The 25,760-nt window shown below is 71.5% G+C and carries 25 protein-coding genes; 23 read left to right on the top strand and 2 right to left on the bottom strand.

The genetic code is table 11. The features are described 5' to 3' along the window. The first annotated feature begins 3 nt into the window (after positions 1 to 3). The 8 genes from aroC (at position 4) to nusB (ending at position 6,472) form a co-directional block, all read left to right on the top strand. Positions 4 to 1,188: a chorismate synthase gene (aroC, locus tag ACFVX4_RS10455; RefSeq protein ID WP_389974200.1), complete on the top strand. Its 1,185-nt coding sequence runs from the start codon at positions 4 to 6 to the stop codon at positions 1,186 to 1,188. Beyond that, entirely contained in the window at positions 1,185 to 1,733 is a 549-nt protein-coding gene (locus ACFVX4_RS10450; protein ID WP_389974197.1) for a shikimate kinase, read from the top strand. The genes aroC and ACFVX4_RS10450 overlap by 4 nt, the downstream gene beginning before the upstream one ends. Further along, on the top strand, positions 1,730 to 2,824 hold the full coding sequence (gene aroB, locus ACFVX4_RS10445; protein WP_389974194.1) for a 3-dehydroquinate synthase: 1,095 nt from the start codon (positions 1,730 to 1,732) through the stop codon (positions 2,822 to 2,824). The genes ACFVX4_RS10450 and aroB overlap by 4 nt, the downstream gene beginning before the upstream one ends. After that, a complete protein-coding gene (gene aroQ / locus ACFVX4_RS10440) occupies positions 2,821 to 3,261 on the top strand; it encodes a type II 3-dehydroquinate dehydratase (protein ID WP_329200464.1) in 441 nt (146 codons plus the stop codon). The genes aroB and aroQ overlap by 4 nt, the downstream gene beginning before the upstream one ends. Positions 3,262 to 3,388: 127 nt before the next feature. After that, positions 3,389 to 4,210 carry a Pro-rich N-terminal domain-containing protein gene (locus tag ACFVX4_RS10435; protein WP_389974191.1) on the top strand — a complete coding sequence of 274 codons (822 nt, stop codon included), beginning with the start codon at positions 3,389 to 3,391 and terminating at the stop codon, positions 4,208 to 4,210. A 104-nt stretch (positions 4,211 to 4,314) separates the two neighbouring features. Continuing rightward, entirely contained in the window at positions 4,315 to 5,421 is a 1,107-nt protein-coding gene (locus ACFVX4_RS10430) for an aminopeptidase P family protein (RefSeq protein ID WP_266421970.1), read from the top strand. A 50-nt stretch (positions 5,422 to 5,471) separates the two neighbouring features. After that, positions 5,472 to 6,038: an elongation factor P gene (gene efp / locus ACFVX4_RS10425; RefSeq protein ID WP_266363161.1), complete on the top strand. Its 567-nt coding sequence runs from the start codon at positions 5,472 to 5,474 to the stop codon at positions 6,036 to 6,038. Between the two features lie 2 nt (positions 6,039 to 6,040). Then, positions 6,041 to 6,472, top strand: a complete 432-nt coding sequence (gene nusB / locus ACFVX4_RS10420; RefSeq protein WP_072484538.1) for a transcription antitermination factor NusB — start codon at positions 6,041 to 6,043, stop codon at positions 6,470 to 6,472. 156 nt (positions 6,473 to 6,628) lie between these two features. Here the strand turns inward: nusB and bldD are convergent, their stop codons facing one another. Then, positions 6,629 to 7,129: a transcriptional regulator BldD gene (gene bldD, locus ACFVX4_RS10415; protein ID WP_014044812.1), complete on the bottom strand. Its 501-nt coding sequence runs from the start codon at positions 7,127 to 7,129 to the stop codon at positions 6,629 to 6,631. A gap of 221 nt (positions 7,130 to 7,350) precedes the next feature. Between bldD and pyrR the strand changes: the two genes are divergently transcribed. The 14 genes from pyrR to ACFVX4_RS10345 all read left to right on the top strand — a co-directional run bounded on the left by pyrR (position 7,351) and on the right by ACFVX4_RS10345 (position 23,920). Continuing rightward, positions 7,351 to 7,935, top strand: a complete 585-nt coding sequence (gene pyrR / locus ACFVX4_RS10410; RefSeq protein ID WP_389974187.1) for a bifunctional pyr operon transcriptional regulator/uracil phosphoribosyltransferase PyrR — start codon at positions 7,351 to 7,353, stop codon at positions 7,933 to 7,935. Positions 7,936 to 8,029: 94 nt separating this feature from the next. Beyond that, the gene (locus tag ACFVX4_RS10405; protein WP_389974832.1) at positions 8,030 to 9,016 is read left to right on the top strand and encodes an aspartate carbamoyltransferase catalytic subunit; all 987 of its coding nucleotides are present in this window, start codon (positions 8,030 to 8,032) and stop codon (positions 9,014 to 9,016) included. 2 nt (positions 9,017 to 9,018) lie between these two features. After that, on the top strand, positions 9,019 to 10,305 hold the full coding sequence (locus tag ACFVX4_RS10400; protein ID WP_389974184.1) for a dihydroorotase: 1,287 nt from the start codon (positions 9,019 to 9,021) through the stop codon (positions 10,303 to 10,305). Further along, a complete protein-coding gene (locus tag ACFVX4_RS10395; protein ID WP_389974181.1) occupies positions 10,302 to 10,880 on the top strand; it encodes a hypothetical protein in 579 nt (192 codons plus the stop codon). Before ACFVX4_RS10400 ends, ACFVX4_RS10395 begins: the two co-directional genes overlap by 4 nt. Continuing rightward, on the top strand, positions 10,877 to 12,019 hold the full coding sequence (carA, locus tag ACFVX4_RS10390; protein ID WP_389974179.1) for a glutamine-hydrolyzing carbamoyl-phosphate synthase small subunit: 1,143 nt from the start codon (positions 10,877 to 10,879) through the stop codon (positions 12,017 to 12,019). The genes ACFVX4_RS10395 and carA overlap by 4 nt, the downstream gene beginning before the upstream one ends. After that, on the top strand, positions 12,012 to 15,320 hold the full coding sequence (gene carB / locus ACFVX4_RS10385) for a carbamoyl-phosphate synthase large subunit (protein ID WP_389974176.1): 3,309 nt from the start codon (positions 12,012 to 12,014) through the stop codon (positions 15,318 to 15,320). Before carA ends, carB begins: the two co-directional genes overlap by 8 nt. Before the next feature lie 57 nt (positions 15,321 to 15,377). Continuing rightward, the gene (locus ACFVX4_RS10380; protein WP_389974173.1) at positions 15,378 to 16,487 is read left to right on the top strand and encodes a quinone-dependent dihydroorotate dehydrogenase; all 1,110 of its coding nucleotides are present in this window, start codon (positions 15,378 to 15,380) and stop codon (positions 16,485 to 16,487) included. Next, positions 16,484 to 17,323 (top strand): orotidine-5'-phosphate decarboxylase, encoded by an 840-nt coding sequence (gene pyrF / locus ACFVX4_RS10375; protein ID WP_389974170.1) that lies wholly within the window; start codon positions 16,484 to 16,486, stop codon positions 17,321 to 17,323. Before ACFVX4_RS10380 ends, pyrF begins: the two co-directional genes overlap by 4 nt. 244 nt (positions 17,324 to 17,567) lie before the next feature. Then, a complete protein-coding gene (locus ACFVX4_RS10370; RefSeq protein ID WP_014157387.1) occupies positions 17,568 to 17,891 on the top strand; it encodes an integration host factor in 324 nt (107 codons plus the stop codon). Between the two features lie 38 nt (positions 17,892 to 17,929). Continuing rightward, positions 17,930 to 18,547, top strand: a complete 618-nt coding sequence (gmk, locus tag ACFVX4_RS10365) for a guanylate kinase (RefSeq protein ID WP_389974167.1) — start codon at positions 17,930 to 17,932, stop codon at positions 18,545 to 18,547. A gap of 107 nt (positions 18,548 to 18,654) precedes the next feature. Further along, positions 18,655 to 18,927, top strand: a complete 273-nt coding sequence (gene rpoZ / locus ACFVX4_RS10360; protein ID WP_003970369.1) for a DNA-directed RNA polymerase subunit omega — start codon at positions 18,655 to 18,657, stop codon at positions 18,925 to 18,927. A gap of 132 nt (positions 18,928 to 19,059) precedes the next feature. Then, entirely contained in the window at positions 19,060 to 20,262 is a 1,203-nt protein-coding gene (gene coaBC / locus ACFVX4_RS10355) for a bifunctional phosphopantothenoylcysteine decarboxylase/phosphopantothenate--cysteine ligase CoaBC (protein ID WP_389974164.1), read from the top strand. Between the two features lie 242 nt (positions 20,263 to 20,504). Then, positions 20,505 to 21,713 (top strand): methionine adenosyltransferase, encoded by a 1,209-nt coding sequence (gene metK, locus ACFVX4_RS10350; protein WP_266422003.1) that lies wholly within the window; start codon positions 20,505 to 20,507, stop codon positions 21,711 to 21,713. Between the two features lie 62 nt (positions 21,714 to 21,775). Then, positions 21,776 to 23,920 (top strand): primosomal protein N', encoded by a 2,145-nt coding sequence (locus tag ACFVX4_RS10345; protein WP_389974161.1) that lies wholly within the window; start codon positions 21,776 to 21,778, stop codon positions 23,918 to 23,920. Between the two features lie 63 nt (positions 23,921 to 23,983). Here ACFVX4_RS10345 and ACFVX4_RS10340 read toward each other — a convergent pair whose 3' ends face one another. Continuing rightward, entirely contained in the window at positions 23,984 to 24,532 is a 549-nt protein-coding gene (locus ACFVX4_RS10340; protein WP_389974158.1) for a hypothetical protein, read from the bottom strand. A 228-nt stretch (positions 24,533 to 24,760) separates the two neighbouring features. Here ACFVX4_RS10340 and fmt point away from each other — a divergent pair, with 228 nt between their 5' ends. Beyond that, positions 24,761 to 25,693, top strand: coding sequence for a methionyl-tRNA formyltransferase (gene fmt / locus ACFVX4_RS10335; protein WP_389974155.1), 933 nt, complete (start codon positions 24,761 to 24,763; stop codon positions 25,691 to 25,693). Positions 25,694 to 25,760 lie beyond the last annotated feature (67 nt).

Below are 25,760 nucleotides of genomic sequence, written 5' to 3'. Positions count from 1 at the left end.
CCGTTGAGCAGGTTGCGCTGGCTGACCGCGGGGGAGTCGCACGGCCCCGCACTCGTGGCGACGCTGGAGGGTCTTCCCGCCGGCGTCCCGATCACCACGGAGATGGTGGCGGACGCACTCGCCCGGCGGCGGCTCGGTTATGGCCGCGGTGCGCGGATGAAGTTCGAGAAGGACGAGGTCACCTTCCTCGGCGGGGTGCGCCACGGTCTCACCATGGGCTCCCCGGTCGCCGTGATGGTGGGCAACACCGAGTGGCCCAAGTGGGAGCAGGTCATGTCGGCCGACCCGGTCGACCCCGACGAGCTGGCCGCGCTGGCCCGCAACGCCCCGCTGACCCGCCCGCGGCCCGGCCACGCCGACCTCGCGGGCATGCAGAAGTACGGCTTCGACGAGGCCCGGCCGATCCTGGAGCGCGCCAGCGCCCGGGAGACGGCGGCCCGCGTCGCGCTCGGCGCCGTCGCGCGGTCGTACCTCAAGGAGACCGCCGGCATCGAGATCGTCAGCCATGTCGTCGAGCTGGCCGCGGCCAAGGCGCCCTACGGCGTCTACCCCACGCCCGCCGATGTCGAGAAGCTCGACGCCGACCCGGTGCGCTGCCTGGACGCCGACGCGAGCAAGGAGATGGTCGCCGAGATCGACCAGGCCCACAAGGACGGCGACACCCTCGGCGGCGTCGTCGAGGTGCTGGCGTACGGGGTGCCGGTCGGCCTCGGCTCGCACGTCCACTGGGACCGTCGGCTCGACGCCCGGCTCGCCGCCGCCCTGATGGGCATCCAGGCCATCAAGGGGGTCGAGGTCGGCGACGGCTTCGATCTGGCCCGGGTCCCCGGCTCCAAGGCGCACGACGAGATCCTGGTCACCGAGGACGGCATCAAGCGCGCCTCCGGCCGCTCCGGCGGCACCGAGGGCGGTCTGACCACCGGGGAGCTGCTGCGGGTCCGTGCCGCGATGAAGCCCATCGCGACCGTGCCGCGCGCGCTCGCCACCGTCGACGTCGTCACGGGCGAACCCGCCAAGGCCCACCACCAGCGCTCCGATGTCTGTGCCGTTCCGGCCGCCGGCATCGTGGCCGAGGCGATGGTCGCCCTGGTCCTGGCCGACGCCGTCGCGGAGAAGTTCGGCGGCGACAGCGTCGCCGAGACCCACCGCAATGTGCAGTCGTACCTCGACCACCTCCAGATCCGATGAGCGGCCCGCTGATCGTCCTCGTCGGCCCGATGGGCGTCGGAAAGTCCACGGTCGGTGAGCTGCTCGCCGACCGGCTCGGCACCACCTACCGGGACACCGACGCGGACGTCGTGGCCACGGCCGGCAAGCCGATCCCGGAGATCTTCTACGACGAGGGCGAGGAGCACTTCCGCGAGCTGGAGCGGCAGGCGGTGCACACCGCCGTCGCCGAGCACACGGGCGTCCTCTCCCTCGGCGGCGGCGCCGTGCTCGACGACACGACCCGCGCCCTGCTCGCCGGCCACCGCGTCGTCTATCTCTCGATGGACGTCGAGGAGGCCGTGAAGCGGGTCGGGCTGAACACCGCCCGTCCGCTGCTCGCCGTCAACCCGCGCCGGCAGTGGCGCGAGCTGATGGACGCCCGCCGCCACCTGTACACCGAGGTGGCCCGGGCGACCGTCGCCACCGACGAGCGCACCCCCGAAGAGGTCGCCCAGGCGATCCTCGACGCACTGGAACTGCCGGAGGACGGCCCCGTCGCCCCCGGCCGGGAGAACACACCATGACCGAGCAGGGCCCCACCCGCATCCCGATCGCAGGCAGCGCGGGCACCGACCCGTACGAGGTGCTGGTCGGCCGTCAGCTGCTGGGCGAGCTGCCCGCGCTCATCGGCGACCGTGCCAAGCGCGTCGCGGTGCTGCACCCCGAGGCACTCGCGGAGACCGGTGAGGCGGTCCGTCAGGACCTCGCCGGTCAGGGCTACGAGGCCATCGCGATCCAGCTGCCGAACGCCGAGGAGGCCAAGACCGTCGAGGTCGCGGCGTACTGCTGGAAGGCGCTCGGCCAGACCGGCTTCACCCGTACCGATGTGATCGTCGGCGTCGGCGGCGGAGCCACCACCGACGTGGCCGGATTCGTCGCCGCGAGCTGGCTGCGCGGGGTGCGCTGGATCGCCGTACCGACGACCGTGCTGGGCATGGTCGACGCGGCCGTCGGCGGCAAGACCGGCATCAACACCGCCGAGGGCAAGAACCTCGTCGGCGCCTTCCACCCGCCGGCCGGGGTCCTCTGCGACCTCGCCGCACTGGACTCGCTGCCCGTGCACGACTACGTCAGCGGCATGGCCGAGGTCATCAAGGCCGGTTTCATCGCCGACCCGGCGATCCTCGACCTCGTCGAGGCGGACCCGGAAGGCGCCCGTACGCCCACCGGACCGCACACCGCCGAGCTGATCGAACGCGCCATCAGGGTCAAGGCCGAGGTCGTCTCCAGCGACCTGAAGGAATCCGGGCTGCGCGAGATCCTCAACTACGGCCACACCCTGGCCCACGCCATCGAGAAGAACGAGCGCTACAAGTGGCGGCACGGCGCGGCCGTCTCGGTGGGCATGGTCTTCGCCGCCGAGCTGGGCCGGCTGGCCGGACGCCTCGACGACGCCACCGCCGACCGGCACCGCGCCGTCCTGGAGTCCGTCGGACTGCCGCTCACCTACCGCGGCGACCAGTGGCCCAAGCTGCTGGAGAACATGAAGGTCGACAAGAAGTCCCGCGGCGACCTGCTGCGCTTCATCGTTCTCGACGGCCTCGGCAAGCCCACCGTCCTGGAGGGCCCCGACCCGGCCGTGCTGCTCGCCGCCTACGGGGAGGTGTCGGCGTGACCCGCCGGGTGTTCGTCCTCAACGGCCCGAACCTCGGCCGGCTCGGCTCCCGCGAGCCGGACGTGTACGGCGCCACCTCCTACGCCGGGCTCGTCGAGACCTGCCGGGCGCTCGGCAAGGAGCTCGGCTTCGACGTCGATGTCCGCGAGACCAACGACGAGGGCGAACTGATCCGCTGGCTCCACGAGGCCGCGGACGGTTCAATTCCGGTCGTTCTCAACCCGGGCGCCTTCACCCACTACTCGTACGGGATGCGGGACGCGGCCGCCCAGCGCACCGCCCCGCTGATCGAGGTGCACATCTCGAACCCGTACGCGCGGGAGGAATTCCGCCACAACTCCGTGGTCGCACCGGTCGCCACGGGGACCGTGGCCGGATTCGGCATCGGCTCCTACCGCCTCGCCCTGCGCGCCCTCGCGGACGAGCTCACCGACTGACGGACCGGATTCCCCAGTCGGCCGGGCACCGTGGCGTGTCCCCGACCGTTGTCTCTGCGGCGGCCGGGGACGGTACGGTTGCCGTTCCACCAGCGCCAGTTGCCTGTACGAGACGGAGTGGCACCGGATGCAGCACGCAGTGGGGGCCCCGCTGCCGCCGCCCCAGGGCCCCGGAAACGGACCTGTCGGCTGGACGCACCAGGCCCAGCACCCCGGCCACCCCGGTCCGCCGGGGCCGCCGCCCATCACCCCTCCCACGCCGGGCGGGTGGAGCGGGCCGGCCCCGCACCATGCTCCGGGGCCTCCTGCCAGGGAGACCACGGGACACGTCCAGCTGCCGCCCGGCGGCCCCGTCCCGCTGCCCGCGCCACCCGCCGAGCCCGGGACCGGCAGCACGACCCTCGCCGTCCTCCTGATCGGCCCCGCGGGCGCCGGCAAGACCACCGTGGCCAAGCTCTGGGCCAGCCGCCGCCGGGTGCCCACCGCCCATGTCAGCCTCGACGACGTCCGCGAATGGGTCTGCTCCGGTTTCGCCGACCCGCAGGCCGGGTGGAACGACCACTCCGAGGCCCAGTACCGCCTCGCCCGCCGCACCTGCGGCTTCGCCGCCCGCAATTTCCTCGCCAACGGCATCTCCTGCATCCTCGACGACGCCGTCTTCCCCGACCGGCCGGTCGTCGGCCTCGGCGGCTGGAAGCGCCATGTCGGCCCCGGGCTCCTGCCCGTCGTCCTGCTGCCCGGCCTGGAGATCGTGCTGGAGCGCAACGCCGCCCGCAGCGGGAACCGCCGCCTCTCGGACGAGGAGGTCGCCCGGATCCACGGCAGGATGGCCGGCTGGTACGGCTCCGGACTGCCGATCATCGACAACTCGACGTACGACGTGGAGACCACCGCCCGCGTCCTGGACGACATACTCGCCCGCTCCATAGCCAGCCCTCCGGCCTGGTGAACCACCACCGGGCGGTGCTCCGGCCCGGCGACGGGACCGGCGGCCACCCCCCGGTCGGATGCGCTGACCGAGCAGGCCCGCGCCACCGCTCGTAGGCTCGTGACATGTCAGAGGTGTACGCCGTCCGCCGCGGGCTGCTCCGCGACCGGTGCGCCGCCGTCGGATCCGCGGCAGCCCTGGTCTCCCGCCCCGCCAATGTCCGCTATCTCGCGGGCGGGGCGCCGCCGGGGGCCGTGCTGCTGCTCGGACCCGGTGGGGACGTCCTGCTCTCCCCCCGTGCCCCGAGCGGCGATCCCGCCGACGGGCGCACCGACGATCAGCTGCGGGTGTCCCTGCTGCCGGCCTCCGACGGCGATCCGGTGGTCGCGGCCGCCGATCTGGCCACCTCCTCGGGCGCGGAGTCCCTCGCCGTCGAGGAGCACCATCTGACGGTCTCCCGGCACCGGGCCATGGGCTCGGTGGCCCCGCGGCTCCGGCTGGCCGATCTCGGCGCCACCGTCGAACAGCTGCGGGTGGTCAAGGACGAGGAGGAGATCGCCTGTCTCCGGATCGCCGCCGAGATCACCGACCAGGCCCTGGGCGAACTCCTCGAATCCATTCTGGTGGGCCGCACCGAACGGCATCTCGCCCTGGAACTGGAGCGCCGTCTGGTGGACCACGGCGCCGACGGCCCCGCCTTCGCCACCTCCGTCGCCACCGGCCCGAACTCCGGCCAGGGCCGCCACCGCCCCTCGGACCGCAGGGTCGAGGAGGGAGATTTTCTCTCCGTCTGCCTGGGCGCGAACTATCGCGGCTACCGCTGCGAGATCGGCCGGACGTTCGTCATCGGGACGACACCCGCCGACTGGCAGATCGAGCTCTACGACCTGGTTTTCGCCGCTCAGCGGGCCGGGCGCGAGGCCCTGGTGCCGGGCGCCGCCTACCGCGACGTGGACCGCGCGGCCCGGTATCTCCTGGACTCCGCGGGGCATGGCGGGGGCCTGGCACCCTGGACCGGGCACGGGGTGGGACTGGAAATCGACGAGGACCCGCAGTTGGCACCTGCGGCCATGGGTAAACTGGACGCTTGTGTGCCGGTCACCGTCGAACCGGGGGTCCACCTCCCGGGCCGGGGCGGGGTCCGGATCGATGACACGCTCGTCGTGCGCCCCGAGGCGGACGGCGGACCCGAGCTACTCACCATTACGACCAAGGAGCTGCTCGCGCTCTAGCGCGCATCCTCGGTCGTTCCACCAGCTTCAGTCCAGGAGATTCCGCAACCGTGGCTTCCACGAACGACCTCAAGAACGGCCTGGTGCTCAAGCTCGACGGAGGCCAGCTCTGGTCCGTCGTCGAGTTCCAGCACGTCAAGCCCGGCAAGGGCCCGGCCTTCGTGCGCACCAAGCTCAAGAACGTGCTCTCCGGCAAGGTCGTCGACAAGACGTTCAACGCCGGCGTGAAGGTCGAAACGGCCACCATCGACCGTCGCGACATGCAGTTCTCGTACATGGACGGCGAGTACTTCGTCTTCATGGACATGGACACCTACGACCAGCTCATGGTCGACCGCAAGGCCGTCGGCAACGCTGCCAACTTCCTGATCGAGGGCTTCACCGCCTCCGTCGCCCAGCACGAGGGCGAGGTGCTCTACGTCGAGCTGCCCGCCGCCGTCGAGCTGACCGTCAAGCACACCGACCCGGGCGTCCAGGGCGACCGCTCCACCGGTGGCACCAAGCCCGCCACGCTGGAGACCGACTACGAGATCGGCGTCCCGCTCTTCATCACCACGGGTGAGAAGATCAAGGTCGACACCCGCACGGGCGACTACCTCGGCCGGGTGAACAGCTAACCGTGGCTGCCCGGAACAAGGCCCGCAAGCGCGCCTTCCAGATCCTCTTCGAGGCCGACCAGCGCGGCGAGTCCGTGCAGACGGTCCTCGCGGACTGGGTGCGGCACTCGCGGGCCGACAACCGTCAGCCGCCGGTCACCGAGTACACGATGGAGCTCGTCGAGGGGTACGCGCAGTACGCGGACCGGATCGACGACCTCATCGTGACCTACGCGGTGGACTGGGAGATCGACCGCATGCCGGTCGTCGACCGGAACATCCTGCGGCTCGGTGCGTACGAGCTGATCTGGGTGGACGGCACCCCGGACGCGGTGGTGATCGACGAGGCGGTCCAGCTCGCCAAGGAGTTCTCCACCGACGACTCCCCGTCCTTCGTGAACGGGCTGCTGGCCCGCTTCAAGGACCTCAAGCCGAACCTCCGCCGGGAGCAGTAGCCTCCGGCGGCGTTCAGCCAACGAAGGGCCCACGGTCGGTTGACCGTGGGCCCTTCGGCGTGCCGCGGACCGTCGCGCACGAAAAAGCCGTGCCGGCGCGGGCACCCGAAGGAGTGAACCGCGCCGAACACGGCGGTACGTTTCTTCAGTGGGGCGTCAGCCCTCTTCGTGGGCCACGGCGCGACGCGCGTCCGCGTCCAGCACACCCCAGCTGATCAGCTGCTCCGTGAGCACGGACGGCGACTGGTCGTAGATCACGGCCAGTGTGCGCAGGTCGTCCTGGCGGATCGAGAGCACCTTGCCGTTGTAGTCACCGCGCTGGCTCTGGATCGTCGCCGCGTAGCGCTGCAGCGGACCGGCCTTCTCCGGCGGGACGTGGGCGAGACGCTCCAGGTCCAGGACCAGCTTCGGCGGCGGCTCGGCGGCCCCTCCGGGCGTCGTACCGGGCAGCAGCTCCTGCACCGGGACCCCGTAGAAGTCCGCGAGCTCAGCGAGGCGCTGCACGGTCACGGCACGGTCGCCGCGCTCGTACGAACCGACGACAACGGCCTTCCAGCGGCCCTGGGACTTCTCCTCCACGCCATGGAGGGAGAGGCCCTGCTGGGTGCGGATGGCACGGAGTTTGGCCCCGAGCTGTTTTGCGTATTCGCTGGACATAAGGCTCCCCGGACGCTGGGACATTTCGCGGCTCCGCCGCGTTGCTGGTAACTCACTGTGAGGTTACGCAGCGTTACTTGGATGCGTCAAGCCGAATGGTCCGGACCGGCACCACCCGGGGGTGCGATCAGGGGCCGACGCAAGCCCTGGTAACGTGGATGACGCAATTTCGACGTCCTTTAAGGTCCGTCCCGTGAGGCGGAGAAGGAGGTCCGTTTCTTATGGACGCACAGCACGAAGCCCCCGGCAATGCGGCACGCCCCGTTCTGGAGGCTCCCGACATCGCCCGGGTACTGACCCGGATCGCCCACGAGATCGTCGAACGCGCCAAGGGCGCCGACGACGTGGTGCTCCTCGGCATTCCGACGCGAGGCGTGTTCCTCGCCCGTCGGCTCGCCGAAAAACTCGAAGAGATCACCGGCGGGAAGATGCCGGTCGGCTCCCTCGACATCACCATGTACCGCGACGACCTGCGGCTGCGCCCGGCGCGCGCCCTGGCCCGCACCGAGATCCCCGGCGAGGGCATCGAGGGCCGCCTGGTCGTCCTCGTCGACGACGTCCTTTTCTCGGGACGCACCATCCGTGCCGCGCTCGACGCCCTGGGCGACATCGGCCGGCCCCGTGCGGTGCAGCTCGCGGTCCTCGTCGACCGCGGTCACCGCGAACTCCCGATCCGTGCCGACTACGTCGGCAAGAACCTCCCCACGTCGCTGCGGGAGACGGTCAAGGTCCAGCTCGCCGAGGAGGACGGCTGGGACGCCGTGCTGCTCGGTGTCGAGCGGGCCGCCCCGGCGGGCGAGCAGTAGCCGTACCACCCCCGTACGGCCCCGACGCGAGCCCGTACGGCCGCTTCCGCACGCCCGCATGCCTGAACCCTCCAGCCACCCGGAGAACACCCAGATGAAGCGCCACCTCATCTCGGCCGCCGATCTCACCCGCGACGACGCCGTCCTGATCCTCGACACCGCCGAGGAGATGGCCAGGGTCGCGGAACGGCCGATCAAGAAGCTCCCCACCCTGCGCGGACGTACCGTCGTCAACCTCTTCTTCGAGGACTCGACGCGCACCCGCATCTCCTTCGAGGCCGCCGCCAAGCGCCTGTCCGCCGATGTCATCAACTTCTCCGCGAAGGGCTCGTCCGTCTCCAAGGGCGAGTCGCTCAAGGACACCGCGCTGACCCTGGAGGCGATGGGCGCCGACGCCGTCGTCATCCGGCACGGCGCTTCCGGCGCCCCGTACCGCCTCGCCACCTCCGGCTGGATCGACGGCGCCGTCGTCAACGCCGGTGACGGCACCCACGAGCACCCCACCCAGGCGCTCCTGGACGCCTTCACGATGCGCCGCCGCCTGGTCGGCGCCGACAGCGGTCTCGGCCGGGACCTCGAAGGCCGCCGGATCACCATCGTCGGCGACATCCTGCACAGCCGGGTGGCCCGCTCCAACGTCCACCTGCTGAACACGCTCGGCGCCCACGTCACCCTCGTGGCCCCGCCGACCCTCGTCCCGGTCGGCGTCGAGCAGTGGCCCTGCGACGTCAGCTACAGCCTCGACGAGGTGCTGCCGAAGTCCGACGCGGTGATGATGCTGCGTGTGCAGCGTGAACGGATGAACGCCGCGTACTTCCCGACCGAGCGCGAGTACTCCCGCCGCTACGGCCTGGACGCCGACCGGATGGCGAAGATGCCCGGACACGCCATCGTCATGCACCCCGGCCCGATGGTGCGGGGCATGGAGATCACCGCCGAGGTCGCCGACTCCGACCGGTGCACGGTCGTCGAGCAGGTCGCCAACGGCGTCTCGATCCGCATGGCCGTCCTGTACCTGCTGCTGGGCGGTTACGAATCCGCCGCCCCTGCCGCCCCGTCCCGTACCGAGGAGAACAAGTAACCATGAGCAAGATCCTTATCCGCGGCGCGAAGATCCTCGGCGACGAACCCCAGGACGTCCTCATCGACGGCGAGACCATCGCCGCGGTCGGCACCGGCCTCGACGCCGGTGACGCGACCGTCGTCGAGGCCGAGGGCCGGATCCTGCTGCCCGGCCTGGTCGACCTCCACACCCACCTGCGCGAGCCCGGCCGCGAGGACTCCGAGACCGTCCTCACCGGGACGAAGGCAGCTGCCGTCGGCGGCTTCACCGCCGTCCACGCCATGGCCAACACCTTCCCGGTCGCCGACACCGCCGGTGTCGTGGAGCAGGTCTGGCGGCTCGGCAAGGAGTCCGGCTACTGCGACGTGCAGCCGATCGGCGCCGTCACGGTCGGCCTGGAGGGCAAGAAGCTCGCCGAGCTCGGCGCCATGCACGATTCGGCCGCCGGAGTGAAGGTCTTCTCCGACGACGGCAAGTGCGTCGACGACGCGGTGATCATGCGCCGCGCGCTGGAGTACGTGAAGGCCTTCGACGGCGTCGTCGCCCAGCACGCCCAGGAGCCCCGCCTCACCGAGGGCGCCCAGATGAACGAGGGCGTCGTCTCCGCCGAACTCGGTCTCGGCGGCTGGCCCGCCGTCGCCGAGGAGTCGATCATCGCCCGCGACGTCCTGCTCGCCGCCCACGTCGGCTCCCGGGTGCACATCTGCCACCTGTCGACCGCCGGTTCCGTCGAGATCGTCCGCTGGGCCAAGTCCAAGGGCTGGAGCGTCACCGCCGAGGTCACCCCGCACCACCTGCTCCTCACCGACGAGCTCGTACGGTCCTACGACCCGGTCTACAAGGTGAACCCGCCGCTGCGCACCGAGGCCGACGTCATGGCCCTGCGCGAGGCGCTGGCCGACGGCACCATCGACTGCGTCGCCACCGACCACGCCCCGCACCCGCACGAGGACAAGGACTGCGAGTGGGCCGCCGCCGCCATGGGCATGGTGGGCCTGGAGACCGCTCTGTCCGTGGTCCAGCAGACGATGGTCGACACCGGACTGATCGACTGGGCGGGGGTTGCCGACCGGATGTCGTTCCGCCCGGCCGCCATCGGCCGCCTCGACGGACACGGCCGGCCCCTCTCGGCGGGCGAACCCGCCAACCTCACCCTGGTCGATCCGGCTTACCGTGGTGTCGTGGACCCCGCGGGCTTCGCCTCCCGCAGCCGCAACACTCCGTACGAGGGGCGCGAGCTGCCGGGCCGAGTCACCCACACCTTCCTGCGGGGCCGTGCAACGGTCGTCGACGGGAAGCTCGCGTGACATCACTCATCCCCCTGTACCAGCTCGCTGCCGAGCAGAAGTCGGCCGAGGTGACCGACTGGTCCGCCCGGATCAGCTGGGTCGTCGGACTGCTCGTCCTGATCGCCTTCGTCTACTGGCTGATGCGCCAGGGATGGAAGTGGCGGGGCAGCCTCCAGTCCGGCCTGCCGGAACTCGACTCCACCCCCGAAGGGTTCGCGGACGGCGAGAAGCTGCTCACGCTGGCCGGCCGGTACCACGCCTCGACCACCGCCGGGCAGTGGCTCGACCGGATCGTCGCCCACGGCCTCGGCACCCGAAGCCGCGTCGAGCTCACCCTGACCGGTGAGGGCCTCGACGTCGTACGCCCCGGGGCGGCCGACTTCTTCGTGCCGGCCGCCGCACTGCGCGAGGCCCGGCTCGACAAGGGCATCGCCGGCAAGGTCCTCCCCGAGGGCGGCCTGCTGATCATCACCTGGGCGCACGGCGACAAGCTGATCGACTCCGGCTTCCGCTCCGACCGCTCGGCCGAGCACCCGGCCTGGGTCGAGGCCATCAACCAACTCACCAGCACTACGGAAGGCACCGCACGATGACGATCTCCACCCGGGGAGCCGCCAAAGCTCCCGCCGTACTCGTCCTGGAGGACGGCCGCACCTTCCGCGGCCGCGCCTACGGGGCCGTGGGGGAGACCTTCGGCGAGGCGGTTTTCTCCACCGGCATGACCGGCTACCAGGAGACGCTGACCGACCCCTCGTACCACCGCCAGGTCGTCGTGATGACCGCCCCGCACGTCGGGAACACCGGGGTGAACGACGAGGACCCCGAGTCCGGACGGATCTGGGTCTCCGGTTACGTCGTCCGCGACCCCGCCCGGGTGCCCTCCAACTGGCGCTCCCGGCGCTCGCTGGACGAGGAGCTGGAACGCCAGGGCGTCGTCGGCATCAGCGGCATCGACACCCGCGCGCTCACCCGCCACCTGCGCGAGCGCGGCGCCATGCGCGTCGGCATCTTCTCCGGCGACGCCGTCGCCGACGAGGCCACGCTGCTGGCCCGCGTCCAGCAGGCCCCCGAGATGGTGGGCGCCGACCTCTCCGCCGAGGTCGCCACCAAGGAGACGTACGTCGTCCCCGCGATCGGCACCAAGAAGTTCACCGTCGCCGCGATCGACCTCGGCATCAAGGGCATGACCCCGCACCGGATGGCCGAGCGCGGCATCGAGGTGCACGTGCTGCCCGCCTCCGCCACCCTGGAGGAGGTGTACGCGGTCGAGCCCGACGGCGTGTTCTTCTCCAACGGCCCCGGCGACCCGGCCACCGCCGACCACCCGGTCTCCGTCATGCAGGGCGTCCTGGAGCGGAAGACCCCGCTCTTCGGTATCTGCTTCGGCAACCAGATCCTGGGCCGCGCCCTCGGCTTCGGCACCTACAAGCTGAAGTACGGCCACCGCGGCATCAACCAGCCCGTGCAGGACCGTACGACCGGCAAGGTCGAGGTCACCGCGCACAACCACGGCTTCGCCGTCGACGCCCCGCTCGACAAGGTGTCCGAGACGAAGTTCGGCCGCGCCGAGGTCTCCCACGTCTGCCTGAACGACCAGGTCGTCGAGGGGCTCCAGCTCCTCGACCAGCCGGCCTTCAGCGTCCAGTACCACCCCGAAGCAGCCGCGGGCCCGCACGACGCCGCGTACCTCTTCGACCGTTTCGTCTCCCTGATGGAGGGCCAGCGTGCCTAAGCGCTCCGATATCCAGTCCGTCCTGGTCATCGGCTCCGGCCCGATCGTCATCGGCCAGGCCGCCGAGTTCGACTACTCCGGAACCCAGGCCTGCCGCGTACTCAAGGCCGAGGGCCTGCGCGTCATCCTGGTGAACTCCAACCCGGCGACGATCATGACCGACCCGGAGATCGCCGACGCCACGTACGTCGAGCCGATCACCCCCGAGTTCGTCGAGAAGATCATCGCCAAGGAGCGCCCCGACGCGCTGCTCCCGACCCTGGGCGGCCAGACCGCGCTCAACACCGCGATCTCCATGCACGAGAACGGTGTCCTGGAGAAGTACGGCGTCGAGCTCATCGGCGCCAACGTCGAGGCCATCAACAAGGGCGAGGACCGCGACCTCTTCAAGGGCGTCGTCGAGGCCGTCAAGGCGAAGATCGGCTACGGCGAGTCCGCCCGCTCGGTCATCTGCCACTCCATGGACGACGTCATCAAGGGCGTCGACACCCTCGGCGGCTACCCCGTCGTCGTCCGCCCGTCCTTCACCATGGGCGGCGCCGGCTCCGGCTTCGCGCACGACGAGGACGAGCTGCGCCGTATCGCCGGACAGGGCCTCACGCTCTCGCCGACCACCGAAGTGCTCCTGGAGGAGTCCATCCTCGGCTGGAAGGAGTACGAGCTGGAGCTGATGCGCGACAAGAACGACAACGTCGTGGTCGTCTGCTCCATCGAGAACTTCGACCCGATGGGCGTCCACACGGGCGACTCGATCACCGTCGCCCCGGCGATGACGCTCACCGACCGCGAGTACCAGCGGCTGCGCGACATCGGCATCGCGATCATCCGCGAGGTCGGCGTCGACACCGGCGGCTGCAACATCCAGTTCGCCATCGACCCGGCCGACGGCCGGGTCATCGTGATCGAGATGAACCCGCGCGTCTCCCGCTCCTCGGCGCTCGCCTCGAAGGCCACCGGCTTCCCGATCGCCAAGATCGCCGCCAAGCTGGCCGTCGGCTACACGCTCGACGAGATCCCCAACGACATCACCGAGAAGACCCCGGCCTCCTTCGAGCCGACCCTCGACTACGTCGTCGTCAAGGCCCCGCGGTTCGCCTTCGAGAAGTTCCCCTCCGCCGATTCCACCCTCACCACCACCATGAAGTCGGTGGGCGAGGCCATGGCGATCGGCCGGAACTTCACCGAGGCGCTCCAGAAGGCGCTGCGCTCGCTGGAGAAGAAGGGCTCGCAGTTCTCCTTCACCGGTGAGCCCGGCGACAAGGCCGAGCTGCTGGCCGAGGCGGTCCGCCCGACCGACGGCCGGATCAACACCGTCATGCAGGCGATCCGGGCCGGCGCCACCCAGGAAGAGGTCTTCGACGCCACGAAGATCGACCCCTGGTTCGTCGACCAGCTCTTCCTGATCAAGGAGATCGCCGACGAGCTCGCCGCCGCCGACAAGCTCGGCCCCGAGCTGCTCGCCGAGGCCAAGCGGCACGGCTTCTCCGACGCGCAGATCGCCGACATCCGCAGCCTGCGCGAGGACGTCGTGCGCGAGGTGCGGCACGCGCTCGGTATCCGCCCGGTCTACAAGACGGTCGACACCTGCGCCGCCGAGTTCGCCGCGAAGACGCCGTACTTCTACTCCAGTTACGACGAGGAGAGCGAGGTCGCGTCCCGCACCAGGCCCGCGGTGATCATCCTCGGCTCCGGCCCCAACCGCATCGGCCAGGGCATCGAGTTCGACTACTCCTGCGTCCACGCCTCCTTCGCGCTGAGCGACGCGGGCTACGAGACCGTGATGGTCAACTGCAACCCGGAGACCGTCTCCACCGACTACGACACCTCCGACCGCCTGTACTTCGAGCCGCTGACGCTCGAGGACGTGCTGGAGATCGTGCACGCGGAGACCCTCGCCGGTCCGGTCGCCGGCGTCATCGTCCAGCTCGGCGGCCAGACCCCGCTGGGCCTGTCGCAGGCGCTCAAGGACAACGGCGTGCCGGTCGTCGGCACGTCCCCGGAGGCCATCCACGCCGCCGAGGACCGCGGCGCCTTCGGCCGCGTCCTGGCCGAGGCCGGGCTCCCGGCCCCGAAGCACGGCACGGCCACCACCTTCGACGAGGCCAAGGCCATCGCCGACGAGATCGGCTACCCCGTCCTCGTACGCCCCAGCTACGTGCTCGGCGGCCGCGGCATGGAGATCGTGTACGACGAGACGCGGCTCTCCTCGTACATCGCCGAGTCCACCGAGATCAGCCCCACCCGGCCGGTCCTGGTCGACCGCTTCCTCGACGACGCGATCGAGATCGACGTCGACGCGCTCTACGACGGCACCGAGCTCTACCTCGGCGGCGTGATGGAGCACATCGAGGAAGCCGGCATCCACTCCGGCGACTCCGCCTGCGCGCTGCCCCCGATCACGCTCGGCGGCCACGACATCAAGCGGCTGCGGGCCTCCACCGAGGGCATCGCCAAGGGCGTCGGTGTACGCGGGCTGATCAACATCCAGTTCGCGCTTTCCGGCGACATCCTCTACGTCCTGGAGGCCAACCCGCGCGCCTCGCGCACCGTCCCCTTCACCTCGAAGGCGACCGCGGTCCCGCTCGCCAAGGCCGCCGCCCGCATCTCGCTGGGCGCGACCGTCGCCGAGCTGCGCGCGGAGGGCCTGCTCCCGGCGAACGGCGACGGCGGCACCCTCCCGATGGACGCGCCGATCTCCGTCAAGGAGGCCGTCATGCCGTGGTCGCGCTTCCGCGACATCCACGGCCGCGGCGTCGACACCGTCCTCGGCCCGGAGATGCGCTCCACCGGCGAGGTCATGGGCATCGACTCGGTCTTCGGCACGGCGTACGCCAAGTCGCAGGCCGGCGCCTACGGGCCGCTGCCCACCAAGGGCCGCGCCTTCATCTCGGTCGCCAACCGCGACAAGCGCTCGATGATCTTCCCGGCGCGTGAACTCGTCGCCCACGGCTTCGAGCTGCTCGCCACCTCCGGCACCGCCGAGGTCCTCAAGCGCAACGGCATCAACGCCACGATCGTGCGCAAGCAGTCCGAGGGCGTGGGCCCGCAGGGCGAGCGGACCATTGTCCAGCTGATCCACGACGGCGAGGTCGACCTCATCGTCAACACGCCGTACGGAACGGGCGGCCGCCTCGACGGCTACGAGATCCGCACCGCGGCCGTGGCCCGGTCCGTGCCGTGCCTGACGACGGTCCAGGCGCTCGCCGCCGCCGTCCAGGGCATCGACGCGCTCACCCACGGAGGCGTCGGCGTCAGGTCCCTCCAGGAACACGCGGAACATCTGACCGCGGCCCGCGACTAGCAGACCGGCAGGGGGGACACCGGAAACGGTGTCCCCCTCTCTGTGAGGACACTCCCGATGTACAAGTTCTTCTTCCGGCTGGTCTTCAAGCGGATGGACCCGGAACAGGCCCACCACCTGGCCTTCCGGTGGATCCGCCTCGCCGCCCGCATCCCGGTACTGCGCGCCTTCGTCGCCGCCGCGCTCGCGCCCCGGTACAAGGAGCTGCGCACCGAGGCCCTCGGCCTGCGGATGCACGGCCCCTTCGGCCTCGCCGCCGGTTTCGACAAGAACGCCGTCGCGATCGACGGCATGTCGATGCTCGGCTTCGACCACATCGAGATCGGTACGGTCACCGGCGAGCCGCAGCCCGGCAACCCCAAGAAGCGCCTCTTCCGCCTCGTCGCGGACCGCGCGCTGATCAACCGCATGGGCTTCAACAACGAGGGCTCCGCGGCCGTCGCCGCGCGGCTGGCCGCCCGCAGGCCGGTCTTCCGGACCACGGTCGGCGTCAACATCGGCAAGACGAAGGTCGTGCCGGAGGCCGAAGCGGCCGGCGACTACGTGAAGTCCACCGAGCGCCTCGCCGCCCACGCCGACTACCTGGTCGTGAACGTCTCCTCGCCCAACACTCCGGGGCTGCGCAACCTCCAGGCCACCGAGGCGCTGCGGCCCCTGCTCGGCGCCGTGCGCGAGGCGGCCGACCGGACCGTCACCGGGCGGCGGGTTCCGCTGCTCGTCAAGATCGCCCCGGACCTCGCGGACGAGGACGTCGACGCGGTCGCCGATCTCGCGGTCGAGCTGGGTCTGGACGGCATCATCGCGACCAACACCACCATCGCCCGCGACAGCCTCGGCCTGAAGTCCGCGCCGTCCCTGACCGGGGAGACCGGCGGGCTCTCCGGCGCGCCCCTCAAGGCACGCTCCCTGGAGGTCCTGAGCCGCCTCTACGCGCGCGTGGGCGACCGGATCACCCTGGTCGGCGTCGGCGGCATCGAGAACGCCGAGGACGCCTGGCAGCGCATCCTCGCGGGCGCCACGCTCGTCCAGGGCTACAGCGCCTTCATCTACGAGGGGCCGTTCTACGCCCGCGCGATCCACAAGGGCCTGGCCGCGCGCCTGGCCGCCTCCCCGTACGCCACCCTCGCCGAAGCCGTCGGCGCAGAAACCAGGAAGGCCACCGCATGAGCCCCGAACCGTTCGGCGCGCGCCTGCGCCGCGCCATGGACACCCGCGGGCCGCTGTGCGTCGGCATCGACCCGCACGCCTCGCTGCTCACCGCCTGGGGCCTGAACGACGACGTCGCCGGGCTCGAACGCTTCACGCGTACGGTCGTCGAGGCACTGGCCGACCGGGTCGCCGTGCTCAAGCCGCAGTCCGCGTTCTTCGAGCGCTTCGGCTCCCGCGGCATCGCCGTCCTGGAGAAGGCGGTCGAGGAGGCGCGGGCGGCCGGCGCGCTGGTGCTGATGGACGCCAAGCGCGGGGACATCGGCTCCACCATGGGCGCCTACGCGGCGACCTACCTGGAGAAGGACTCGCCGCTGTTCTCGGACGCGGTCACCGTCTCGCCGTACCTCGGCTTCGGCTCGCTGCGCCCGGCGCTCGACGCGGCGGTCCTCTCCGGCGCGGGCGTCTTCGTGCTCGCCCTCACCTCCAACCCGGAGGGCGCCGAGGTGCAGCGCGCCACCGCCGCCGACGGCCGTTCACTGGCCCAGCTCATGCTCGACCACATGGCCGCCGAGAACGAGGGCATGACCCCGCTCGGCTCCGTCGGCGCGGTGGTCGGAGCCACGCTCGGGGACGCGGGGGTGAACCTGGCGATCAACGGCCCGCTGCTCGCTCCCGGGATCGGGGCGCAGGGCGCGACGCCCGCGGATCTGCCCGGTGTGTTCGGCGCCTCGGTGGGCAATGTGGTGCCCAGCGTGAGCCGCGGCGTACTGAGCCAGGGGCCGGACGTGGCAGGGCTGCGCGAGGCCGCCGAGCGGCTCACGGACGAGGTCCGGGCAGCCGTGGCGGGTAGGTGACCATGCCACGTAACAGGGTGTTGACTCTTTCCTGACCAAAAAACTCGGTAGTTATGCCAGAAATGTCCTGGTCGGCCAAGGCTGACCAGGACTTTTCGTTGGTTCTCGCTGACTCGGGCGGCCTTGGCCGCTAGTCTCCGTCGAGAGCCGACGTACACAAGTTGTCCGTCGCTCACCTGGTGGGGAGCGTTCAGCTTCCTCACTGGTCCGTATCCGACAGATCGACATCCGAGGTGACGTAGGCGTGGCTCTTCCGCCCCTTACCCCTGAACAGCGCGCAGCCGCGCTCGAAAAGGCCGCCGCGGCTCGCCGGGAGCGGGCCGAGGTCAAGAATCGACTCAAGCACTCCGGCGCCTCCCTCCACGAGGTCATCAAGCAGGGCCAGGAGAACGACGTCATCGGCAAGATGAAGGTCTCCGCCCTCCTGGAGTCCCTGCCGGGCGTGGGCAAGGTCCGCGCCAAGCAGATCATGGAGCGGCTCGGCATCTCCGAGAGCCGCCGGGTCCGGGGTCTCGGCTCCAATCAGATCGCATCCCTGGAGCGAGAGTTCGGCGGCAGCGCCGCCTGACGTTCTCAGGCACTCCTGAGAACCTGGATAATCGCTCCATGGCTGCAACATCCCGGGGGACGTCCCCCGTACCCCCGGACGTACGTCCGCGGCTGACCGTGCTCTCCGGCCCCTCCGGGGTCGGCAAGAGCACGGTCGTCGCTCATATGCGCAAGGTCCACCCCGAGGTCTGGCTCTCGGTGTCGGCGACGACCCGCAAGCCGCGCCCCGGCGAGCGCAACGGTGTCCACTACTTCTTCGTGGACAACGAGGAGTTCGACAAGCTGATCGCCAACGGCGAGCTGCTGGAGTGGGCCGAATTCGCGGGCAACCGCTACGGCACGCCCCGCCGCGCCGTGCTCGACCGCCTGGAGGCGGGCGAGCCGGTGCTGCTGGAGATCGATCTCCAGGGCGCCCGGCTGGTCCGGCAGTCGATGTCGGACGCACAGCTGGTCTTCCTGGCCCCGCCGAGCTGGGACGAACTGGTCCGTCGGCTCACCGGCCGCGGGACCGAGGCGCCCGAGGTGATCGAGCGCCGGCTCGCCGCCGCCAAGATCGAACTGGCTGCCGAGTCCGAGTTCGACACGACGCTGGTCAATACCTCCGTCGAGGATGTGGCCCGTGAGCTGCTAGCCTTGATGCTGGAGGCTTGCGGCCACCGTGCCGACAATGACTGACGCACAAGATTGACGCACAACGGCTGACGAAGTCGGCACGCACATCACCGCGGAACTCCGCACCGTCAAGGATCTCCTTGATCTTTACCCCCTTCGGAAGGCAGAGAGTGTCCTCTTCCATCACCACGCCCGAGGGCATCATCAACCCGCCGATTGATGAGCTCCTCGAGGCCACCGACTCGAAGTACAGCCTCGTGATCTACGCCGCCAAGCGCGCCCGTCAGATCAACGCGTACTACTCGCAGCTCGGCGAGGGTCTCCTGGAGTACGTCGGTCCGCTCGTCGACACGCACGTGCACGAGAAGCCGCTCTCGATCGCGCTCCGCGAGATCAACGCGGGCCTGCTCACCTCCGAGGCCATCGAGGGCCCCGCGCAGTAAGCAGGAATTGCACCTTCACCTCAGGCCCGGCGGCCACGGCTGCCGGGCCTGAGGTGTGTCCGGGGCGACAGCATCGGACCGGGTGCGGTGAGGCAGCATGGGGGTGTTCGTATCCGAGTGCGGGGAGACACAGTGGACAAGCCGAAGGTCGTTCTGGGGGTCAGCGGGGGCATCGCCGCGTACAAGGCGTGCGAACTGTTGCGCCGGCTGACCGAGTCCGGTCATGACGTGCGCGTCGTGCCGACCGAGTCCTCGCTGCACTTCGTGGGAGCGGCCACCTGGTCGGCGCTCTCCGGCCACCCGGTGTCCACCGAGGTCTGGAACGACGTCCACGAGGTGCCGCACGTCAGGATCGGGCAGGGCGCCGATCTGGTCGTCGTCGCCCCCGCCACCGCCGACATGCTCGCCAAGGCGGCCCACGGTCTCGCCGACGACCTGCTCACCAACACGCTCCTCACCGCCCGCTGTCCGGTCGTCTTCGCGCCCGCCATGCACACCGAGATGTGGGAGCACCCCGCCACCCAGGAGAACGTCGCCACCCTGCGCCGCCGGGGTGCCGTCGTCATCGAGCCCGCCGTCGGCCGGCTCACCGGCGTCGACACCGGCAAGGGCCGGCTGCCCGATCCCGGGGAGATCTTCGAGGTCTGCCGCCGGGTGCTGGCCCGCGGGCCCGTCGAGGCCGACCTGGCCGGCCGCCACGTGGTCATCAGCGCGGGCGGTACGCGCGAGCCGCTCGACCCGGTGCGCTACCTCGGCAACCGTTCCTCCGGCAAGCAGGGCTACGCCCTGGCCCGTACCGCGGTCGCCCGCGGCGCCCGGGTCACCCTCGTCGAGGCCAACACCGGCCTGCCCGACCCGGCCGGCGCCGACGTCCTGCACACGGGGACCGCGGTGCAGCTCCGCGAGGCCGTGCTGAAGGCCGCAGCGGACGCCGACGTGGTCGTGATGGCGGCGGCGGTCGCCGACTTCCGCCCCGCCGAGTACGCCACGGGGAAGATCAAGAAGAAGGACGGCCAGGAGCCCGCGCCCATCACGCTCGTCCGCAACCCCGACATCCTCGCCGAGGTGGCCGGCGAACGCGCCCGACCGGAGCAGATCGTCGTCGGATTCGCCGCCGAGACCGACGACGTCCTCGCCAACGGCCGGGAGAAGCTCCGCCGCAAGGGCTGCGATCTCCTCGTCGTCAACGAGGTGGGGGAGCGCCGGACCTTCGGCTCCGAGGAGAACGAGGCGGTCGTGCTCGCGGCCGACGGCGGTGAGACCCAGGTGCCCCACGGGCCCAAGGAGGCACTCGCCGACACGGTCTGGGATCTCGTGTCGTCGCGCCTCGGGTGAAATTCTTGTGTCCTGCCGATGGCCGGGCCGAAACCCTTGAAATATGGGCGTAAATGGCATGGTCCAAGGGTGATCGGCCCGCGTCGGCGGGCCGTGCCGCAGGTCACAGAACTCCCAAAGGGCGAGACATGTTGTCCGCCGAACGAAAGCGACGGATAAACTGGGGCCGGACCATGCCGGGCGCAGCTCCCGGCCGTCCGCCAAATGATCAGCCAGCAGCCGCTGCAACCCCAGGGAGCGATGTGTCCCGCCGTCTCTTCACCTCGGAGTCCGTCACCGAGGGTCACCCCGACAAGATCGCTGACCAGATCAGCGACACCATTCTCGACGCGCTGCTCCGCGAGGACCCCCGGTCCCGCGTCGCCGTCGAGACCTTGATCACCACCGGTCTGGTGCATGTTGCGGGTGAGGTCACGACCAAGGCCTACGCCGACATTCCGACCCTCGTACGCAACAAGGTCCTCGAGATCGGCTACGACTCCTCCAAGAAGGGCTTCGACGGCGCCTCCTGCGGTGTCTCGGTGTCCATCGGGGCGCAGTCTCCCGACATCGCGCAGGGTGTCGACACCGCGTACGAGAAGCGGGTCGAGGGCGATGAGGACGAGCTCGACAAGCAGGGCGCCGGCGACCAGGGCCTGATGTTCGGCTACGCCTGCGACGAGACGCCCGAGCTCATGCCGCTCCCGATCTACCTCGCGCACCGGCTCTCCCGCCGGCTCTCCGAGGTCCGCAAGAACGGGACCATCCCGTACCTGCGCCCCGACGGCAAGACCCAGGTCACCATCGAGTACGACGGCGACAAGGCCGTCCGTCTCGACACGGTCGTCGTCTCCTCGCAGCACGCCAGCGACATCGACCTCGACTCGCTGCTCGCGCCCGACATCCGCGAGTTCGTCGTCGAGCACGTGCTCGCGCAGCTGATCGAGGACGGCATCAAGCTGGACACCGACGGCTACCGGCTGCTGGTCAACCCGACCGGGCGCTTCGAGATCGGTGGCCCGATGGGCGACGCCGGTCTGACCGGCCGCAAGATCATCATCGACACCTACGGCGGCATGGCCCGCCACGGCGGCGGTGCCTTCTCGGGCAAGGACCCGTCGAAGGTCGACCGCTCGGCCGCGTACGCCATGCGCTGGGTCGCCAAGAACGTCGTCGCCGCGGGCCTCGCCGCCCGTTGCGAGGTGCAGGTCGCGTACGCCATCGGCAAGGCCGAGCCGGTCGGGCTCTTCGTCGAGACGTTCGGCACCGCCGCCGTCGACACCGAGAAGATCGAGCACGCCATCGGCGAGGTCTTCGACCTCCGCCCGGCCGCGATCATCCGCGACCTCGACCTGCTCCGCCCGATCTACGCCCAGACCGCGGCCTACGGCCACTTCGGCCGCGAGCTGCCCGACTTCACCTGGGAGCGCACCGACCGCGTGGACGCGCTGCGCGCGGCGGCCGGTCTGTAGGACCGCCGCCTTCCGTCTGTACGCCGGGGCCGCTGTCAGTGGTGTCTGGTAGGTATGTGGCTGTGAGCAGCGACAACGAGCGGTCCGCGGACTCCGGGGACGGGGCCCCGGAGCAGCTTGCGCTGATTCGGGAGACGGTGCGCAAGACCAAGGTGCCGCGGGCCAAGCCGCGGACCTGGCGCGGCGCCGCGCTCGCCAAGGAGCTGCCCGTCGCCCGGGTGCTGGTCAACAAGGGCGTGCTCCACCTCGACCAGTACTTCGACTACGCGGTGCCCGAGGAGCTCGACGCCGAGGCACAGCCCGGGGTCCGGGTGCGGGTGCGCTTCGGGGCCGGGGGGCGCAATGTGCGCGGCGGCCGACGCGAGGGCGGCGGGCTGATCGACGGCTTCCTCGTCGAGCGGCGCGCCGAATCGGACTACACGGGCGCCCTCGCGGCGCTCGCCTACGTCGTATCGCCCGAACCGGTGCTGGGCCCGGAGCTGCTCGCGCTCGCGCGCGCCGTCGCCGACCGTTACGCGGGCAGCCTTGCCGATGTGCTCCAGCTCGCCGTGCCGCCCCGGAACGGCAGGGCCGAATCCAGGCCCTCGCCCGAGCCCCTGCCGCCGCCGCCCGCGCCGTCGGCGGGGAGCTGGCAGCGGTACGCACAGGGGCCGGCGTTCCTGCGGGCGCTGGCCGAGGGCGGTGCGCCCCGGGCCGTATGGACCGCGCTGCCCGGACCCCACTGGCCCGAGGAGATCGCCAGGGCCATGGCCGCGACCCTCGCGTCCGGGCGCGGCGCCCTCGTCGTCGTCCCCGACGGCCGGGCCGCGGGGCGGGTGGACGCCGCGCTCACCGAGCTGCTCGGCCCGGGGCGCCACGCGCTGCTGACCGCCGACTCCGGACCGGAGAAGCGGTACCGGGAGTGGCTCGCCGTGCGGCGCGGCTCGGTGCGGGCGGTCGTCGGGACCAGAGCCGCGATGTTCGCGCCGGTCGCCGATCTCGGCCTGGTCGCCGTCTGGGACGACGGGGACGCCAGCCACAGCGACGACAACGCCCCCTTCCCGCACGTCCGCGAGGTGCTCGAACTACGGGCCGCGCACGGCCGCTGCGCGTTCCTGCTCGGCGGTACGAACTGCACGGTGGAGGCCGCCCAGCTGGTGGAGAGCGGCTGGGCGCTGCCGCTGCGCGCGGACCGGGAGCAGCTGCGGATCGCGGCGCCCCTGGTGCGTACGGTCGGCGACGGGGAGCTGGCGCGGGACGGCGCCGCGAGGGCCGCGCGGCTGCCCAGCCTGGCCTGGCAGACGGTACGGGACGGGTTGCGCAGCGGCCCCGTCCTGGTCCAGGTGCCACGCCGCGGATACGCGCCGCGGCTGGCCTGCGAGCGCTGCCGCGAGCCCGCCCGGTGCCGGCACTGCGCGGGACCGCTCCAGGCCCCGGACCAGCGGGATCTCGACTGCGCCTGGTGCGGGCGGGCCGAGACCGCCTGGCACTGCGTCGCCTGCGGCTCCAACCGGCTGCGGGCCCAGATCGTCGGCGCCCGCCGGACGGCCGAGGAGCTGGGCCGGGCGTTTCCCGCCGTGCCGGTGCGGACGTCCGGCCGCGACCACATCCTCGACTCGGTGCCGGACGTGCCCGCGCTGGTCGTCAGCACCCCCGGCGCCGAGCCCGTCGCCGAGGGCGGCTACGCGGCCGCGCTGCTGCTGGACGGCTGGGCGATGGTCGGCCGCCCCGATCTGCGGGCGGGCGAGGAGGCGCTGCGCCGCTGGACGGCCGCGGCCTCGCTGGTGCGCGGGCAGCCGGAGGGCGGCACGGTGGTGGTCGTCGCCGAGCCGACGCTGCGGCCCGTACAGGCCCTGGTGCGCTGGGACCCGGTCGGACACGCCCGCCGTGAGCTGGCGGAACGGGCCGAGCTCGGCTTCCCCCCGGTGTCCCGGATGGCCGCGGTGACCGGCACGCCGGAGGCGCTGGCCGCCTTCCTCGCGGCGGCCGAGCTGCCGCCGGAGGCCGAGGTGCTGGGCCCGGTCCCGGTGCCGGTCACCGGACCGGGCAGGCCCCGCAGACCCGGGGAAGCGCCGCCGGGGGAGTCCTGGGAGCGGGCGCTGCTCAGGGTGCCTCCGGGCAGCGGGGCGGCGCTGGCGGCCGCGTTGAAGGCCGCGCAGGCGGCGCGGATGTCCCGGGGGAGCGGTGAGCAGGTCCGGATCAGGGTGGATCCGCCGGACATCGGGTGACGGGGTGCGGAGATGTGGCTGCCCCGCCGTGCGTCGGGCGCGGCGGGGCAGTGGGCGGGGTGGTCAACCGTTGCGCGGGCCGGGGAAGGCGCCGGGGCGCAGGTCCTCGCGCAGCGACGGGCGGTCCGCCAACGGCTGCGGCGGCATGGAGCGTGCGGCGGGTACGGCGGGCAGCGCGGGCGCGTTGCCGGAGCCGGGCACGACGGGCAGGGAGCGCGGCACCCCGGCCTCCGTGCCGGTCTCGCCCGGCCCCGGCTGGCGGGCGTTGCGGCGTGCGCCGTAGCGGCGGTGCACGGCCTGCTTGGTGACCCCGAGCGCGGAGCCCACCGCGTCCCAGGAGAAGCCCAGCGAGCGGTCGAAGTCGACTGCGGCGGTGACCAGGGTCTCGACGCTGTCGCGCAGTTCCTGGGCCAGCCTGACGGTGGGGGCCGGGGCCCTGCCGTAGACGACGAAGCCCGTGGACGGGCCGGAGCGGCGCGGACGGTAGACGTTGCCCAGTTGGGCGGTGAGCGTGCGCAGCGCGTCCACCTGCCGCCGGACCCGCTCGATGTCCCGCACCAACAGATGCAGACTGGCCCTCGCTTGGGCGTCGTGGGTTGCGTGGTCGGCCATGAAGAAGCCTCTCGAACCGGCGTTGAAAGGGATCGGGCCGCACGTGGCGGCTCGCTTCGGTCAATCTCTCTTGACCAACGCCTGAGCTGTGGATCTGGTCACGCTTCAGGGGCGCGTGCGCCCTTCAAAGGGGCGCACGGCCATGCGTACGCCCCCCGGCCGCCCGGCCCATAGACTTGTGCGTTGCTCGTCACCGCACGTTTCGGCCCGAGAGGCAGTCAGCCACCCATGAAGCTCGTCTTCGCAGGCACCCCCGAGGTAGCCGTACCCGCCCTGGACGCCCTGATCGCCTCCGACCGGCACGAGGTGGCCGCCGTGGTGACCCGGCCCGACGCCCCCGCCGGGCGGGGCCGCCGCCTGGTCGCCAGCCCCGTCGCCGAGCGCGCCGCGGAGGCCGGTATCGAGGTGCTCAAGCCCGCCCGGCCGCGCGACGAGGACTTCCTCGCCCGGCTCCGCGAGATCGCCCCGGACTGCTGCCCGGTCGTCGCCTACGGGGCGCTGCTCCCCAAGGAAGCGCTCGGCGTCCCCGCCCGCGGCTGGGTCAACCTCCACTTCTCGCTGCTGCCCGCCTGGCGCGGCGCCGCCCCCGTGCAGCACGCGGTCATGGCCGGGGACGAGGTGACCGGCGCGTCGACCTTCCTGATCGAGGAGGGGCTGGACTCCGGACCGGTGTACGGCGTCCTCACCGAGGAGGTGCGTCCCACCGACACCAGCGGTGACCTGCTCACCCGGCTGGCGTTCGCCGGCGCGGGGCTGCTCGCCGCGACGATGGACGGCATCGAGGACGGCACCCTGCACGCCGTGCCGCAGCCGGCGGAGGGCATCACCCTCGCACCGAAGATCACCGTCGAGGACGCCCAGGTGCAGTGGTCGGCACCCGCCCTGCGGGTCGACCGCGTGGTGCGCGGCTGCACGCCCGCTCCCGGCGCGTGGACGCTGTTCCGGGGGGAACGCCTCAAGCTGATCCAGGCCGTGCCCGTCCTGGACCGCGCCGATCTGGCTCCCGGCGAGCTGTCGGCCGCCAAGAACAACGTGTACGTGGGCACCGGATCGCACGCGGTCGAGCTGCTCTGGGTCCAGCCGCAGGGCAAGAAGCCGATGCGGGCCGCGGACTGGGCCCGCGGGGTGCGGATCGCCCACGGCGAGCTGCTGGGGAGCTGAGGCCCTCCGGGGCCGGGGCGGCGACGTAGGCTGGGAGGGTTCGCCCTCTCACCATCAGCGGAGCACC

This window comes from Streptomyces sp. NPDC058240, from assembly GCF_042882135.1.
Classification (GTDB): domain Bacteria; phylum Actinomycetota; class Actinomycetes; order Streptomycetales; family Streptomycetaceae; genus Streptomyces.
Note: the sequence above shows the minus strand (reverse complement) of the source record. Positions and strands in the feature narration are given on the sequence as shown.

Bases quoted from the DNA above. Each gene is read 5' to 3' on its own strand.
- ACFVX4_RS10450 (WP_389974197.1), top strand. From the start codon at position 1,185: ATGAGCGGCCCGCTGATCGTCCTCGTCGGCCCGATGGGCGTCGGAAAG.
- aroB (WP_389974194.1), top strand. From the start codon at position 1,730: ATGACCGAGCAGGGCCCCACCCGCATCCCGATCGCAGGCAGCGCGGGC.
- ACFVX4_RS10435 (WP_389974191.1), top strand. From the start codon at position 3,389: ATGCAGCACGCAGTGGGGGCCCCGCTGCCGCCGCCCCAGGGCCCCGGA.
- ACFVX4_RS10430 (WP_266421970.1), top strand. From the start codon at position 4,315: ATGTCAGAGGTGTACGCCGTCCGCCGCGGGCTGCTCCGCGACCGGTGC.
- bldD (WP_014044812.1), bottom strand. From the start codon at position 7,129: ATGTCCAGCGAATACGCAAAACAGCTCGGGGCCAAACTCCGTGCCATC.
- pyrR (WP_389974187.1), top strand. From the start codon at position 7,351: ATGGACGCACAGCACGAAGCCCCCGGCAATGCGGCACGCCCCGTTCTG.
- ACFVX4_RS10405 (WP_389974832.1), top strand. From the start codon at position 8,030: ATGAAGCGCCACCTCATCTCGGCCGCCGATCTCACCCGCGACGACGCC.
- ACFVX4_RS10400 (WP_389974184.1), top strand. From the start codon at position 9,019: ATGAGCAAGATCCTTATCCGCGGCGCGAAGATCCTCGGCGACGAACCC.
- carA (WP_389974179.1), top strand. From the start codon at position 10,877: ATGACGATCTCCACCCGGGGAGCCGCCAAAGCTCCCGCCGTACTCGTC.
- ACFVX4_RS10380 (WP_389974173.1), top strand. From the start codon at position 15,378: ATGTACAAGTTCTTCTTCCGGCTGGTCTTCAAGCGGATGGACCCGGAA.
- pyrF (WP_389974170.1), top strand. From the start codon at position 16,484: ATGAGCCCCGAACCGTTCGGCGCGCGCCTGCGCCGCGCCATGGACACC.
- gmk (WP_389974167.1), top strand. From the start codon at position 17,930: ATGGCTGCAACATCCCGGGGGACGTCCCCCGTACCCCCGGACGTACGT.
- ACFVX4_RS10340 (WP_389974158.1), bottom strand. From the start codon at position 24,532: ATGGCCGACCACGCAACCCACGACGCCCAAGCGAGGGCCAGTCTGCAT.
- fmt (WP_389974155.1), top strand. From the start codon at position 24,761: ATGAAGCTCGTCTTCGCAGGCACCCCCGAGGTAGCCGTACCCGCCCTG.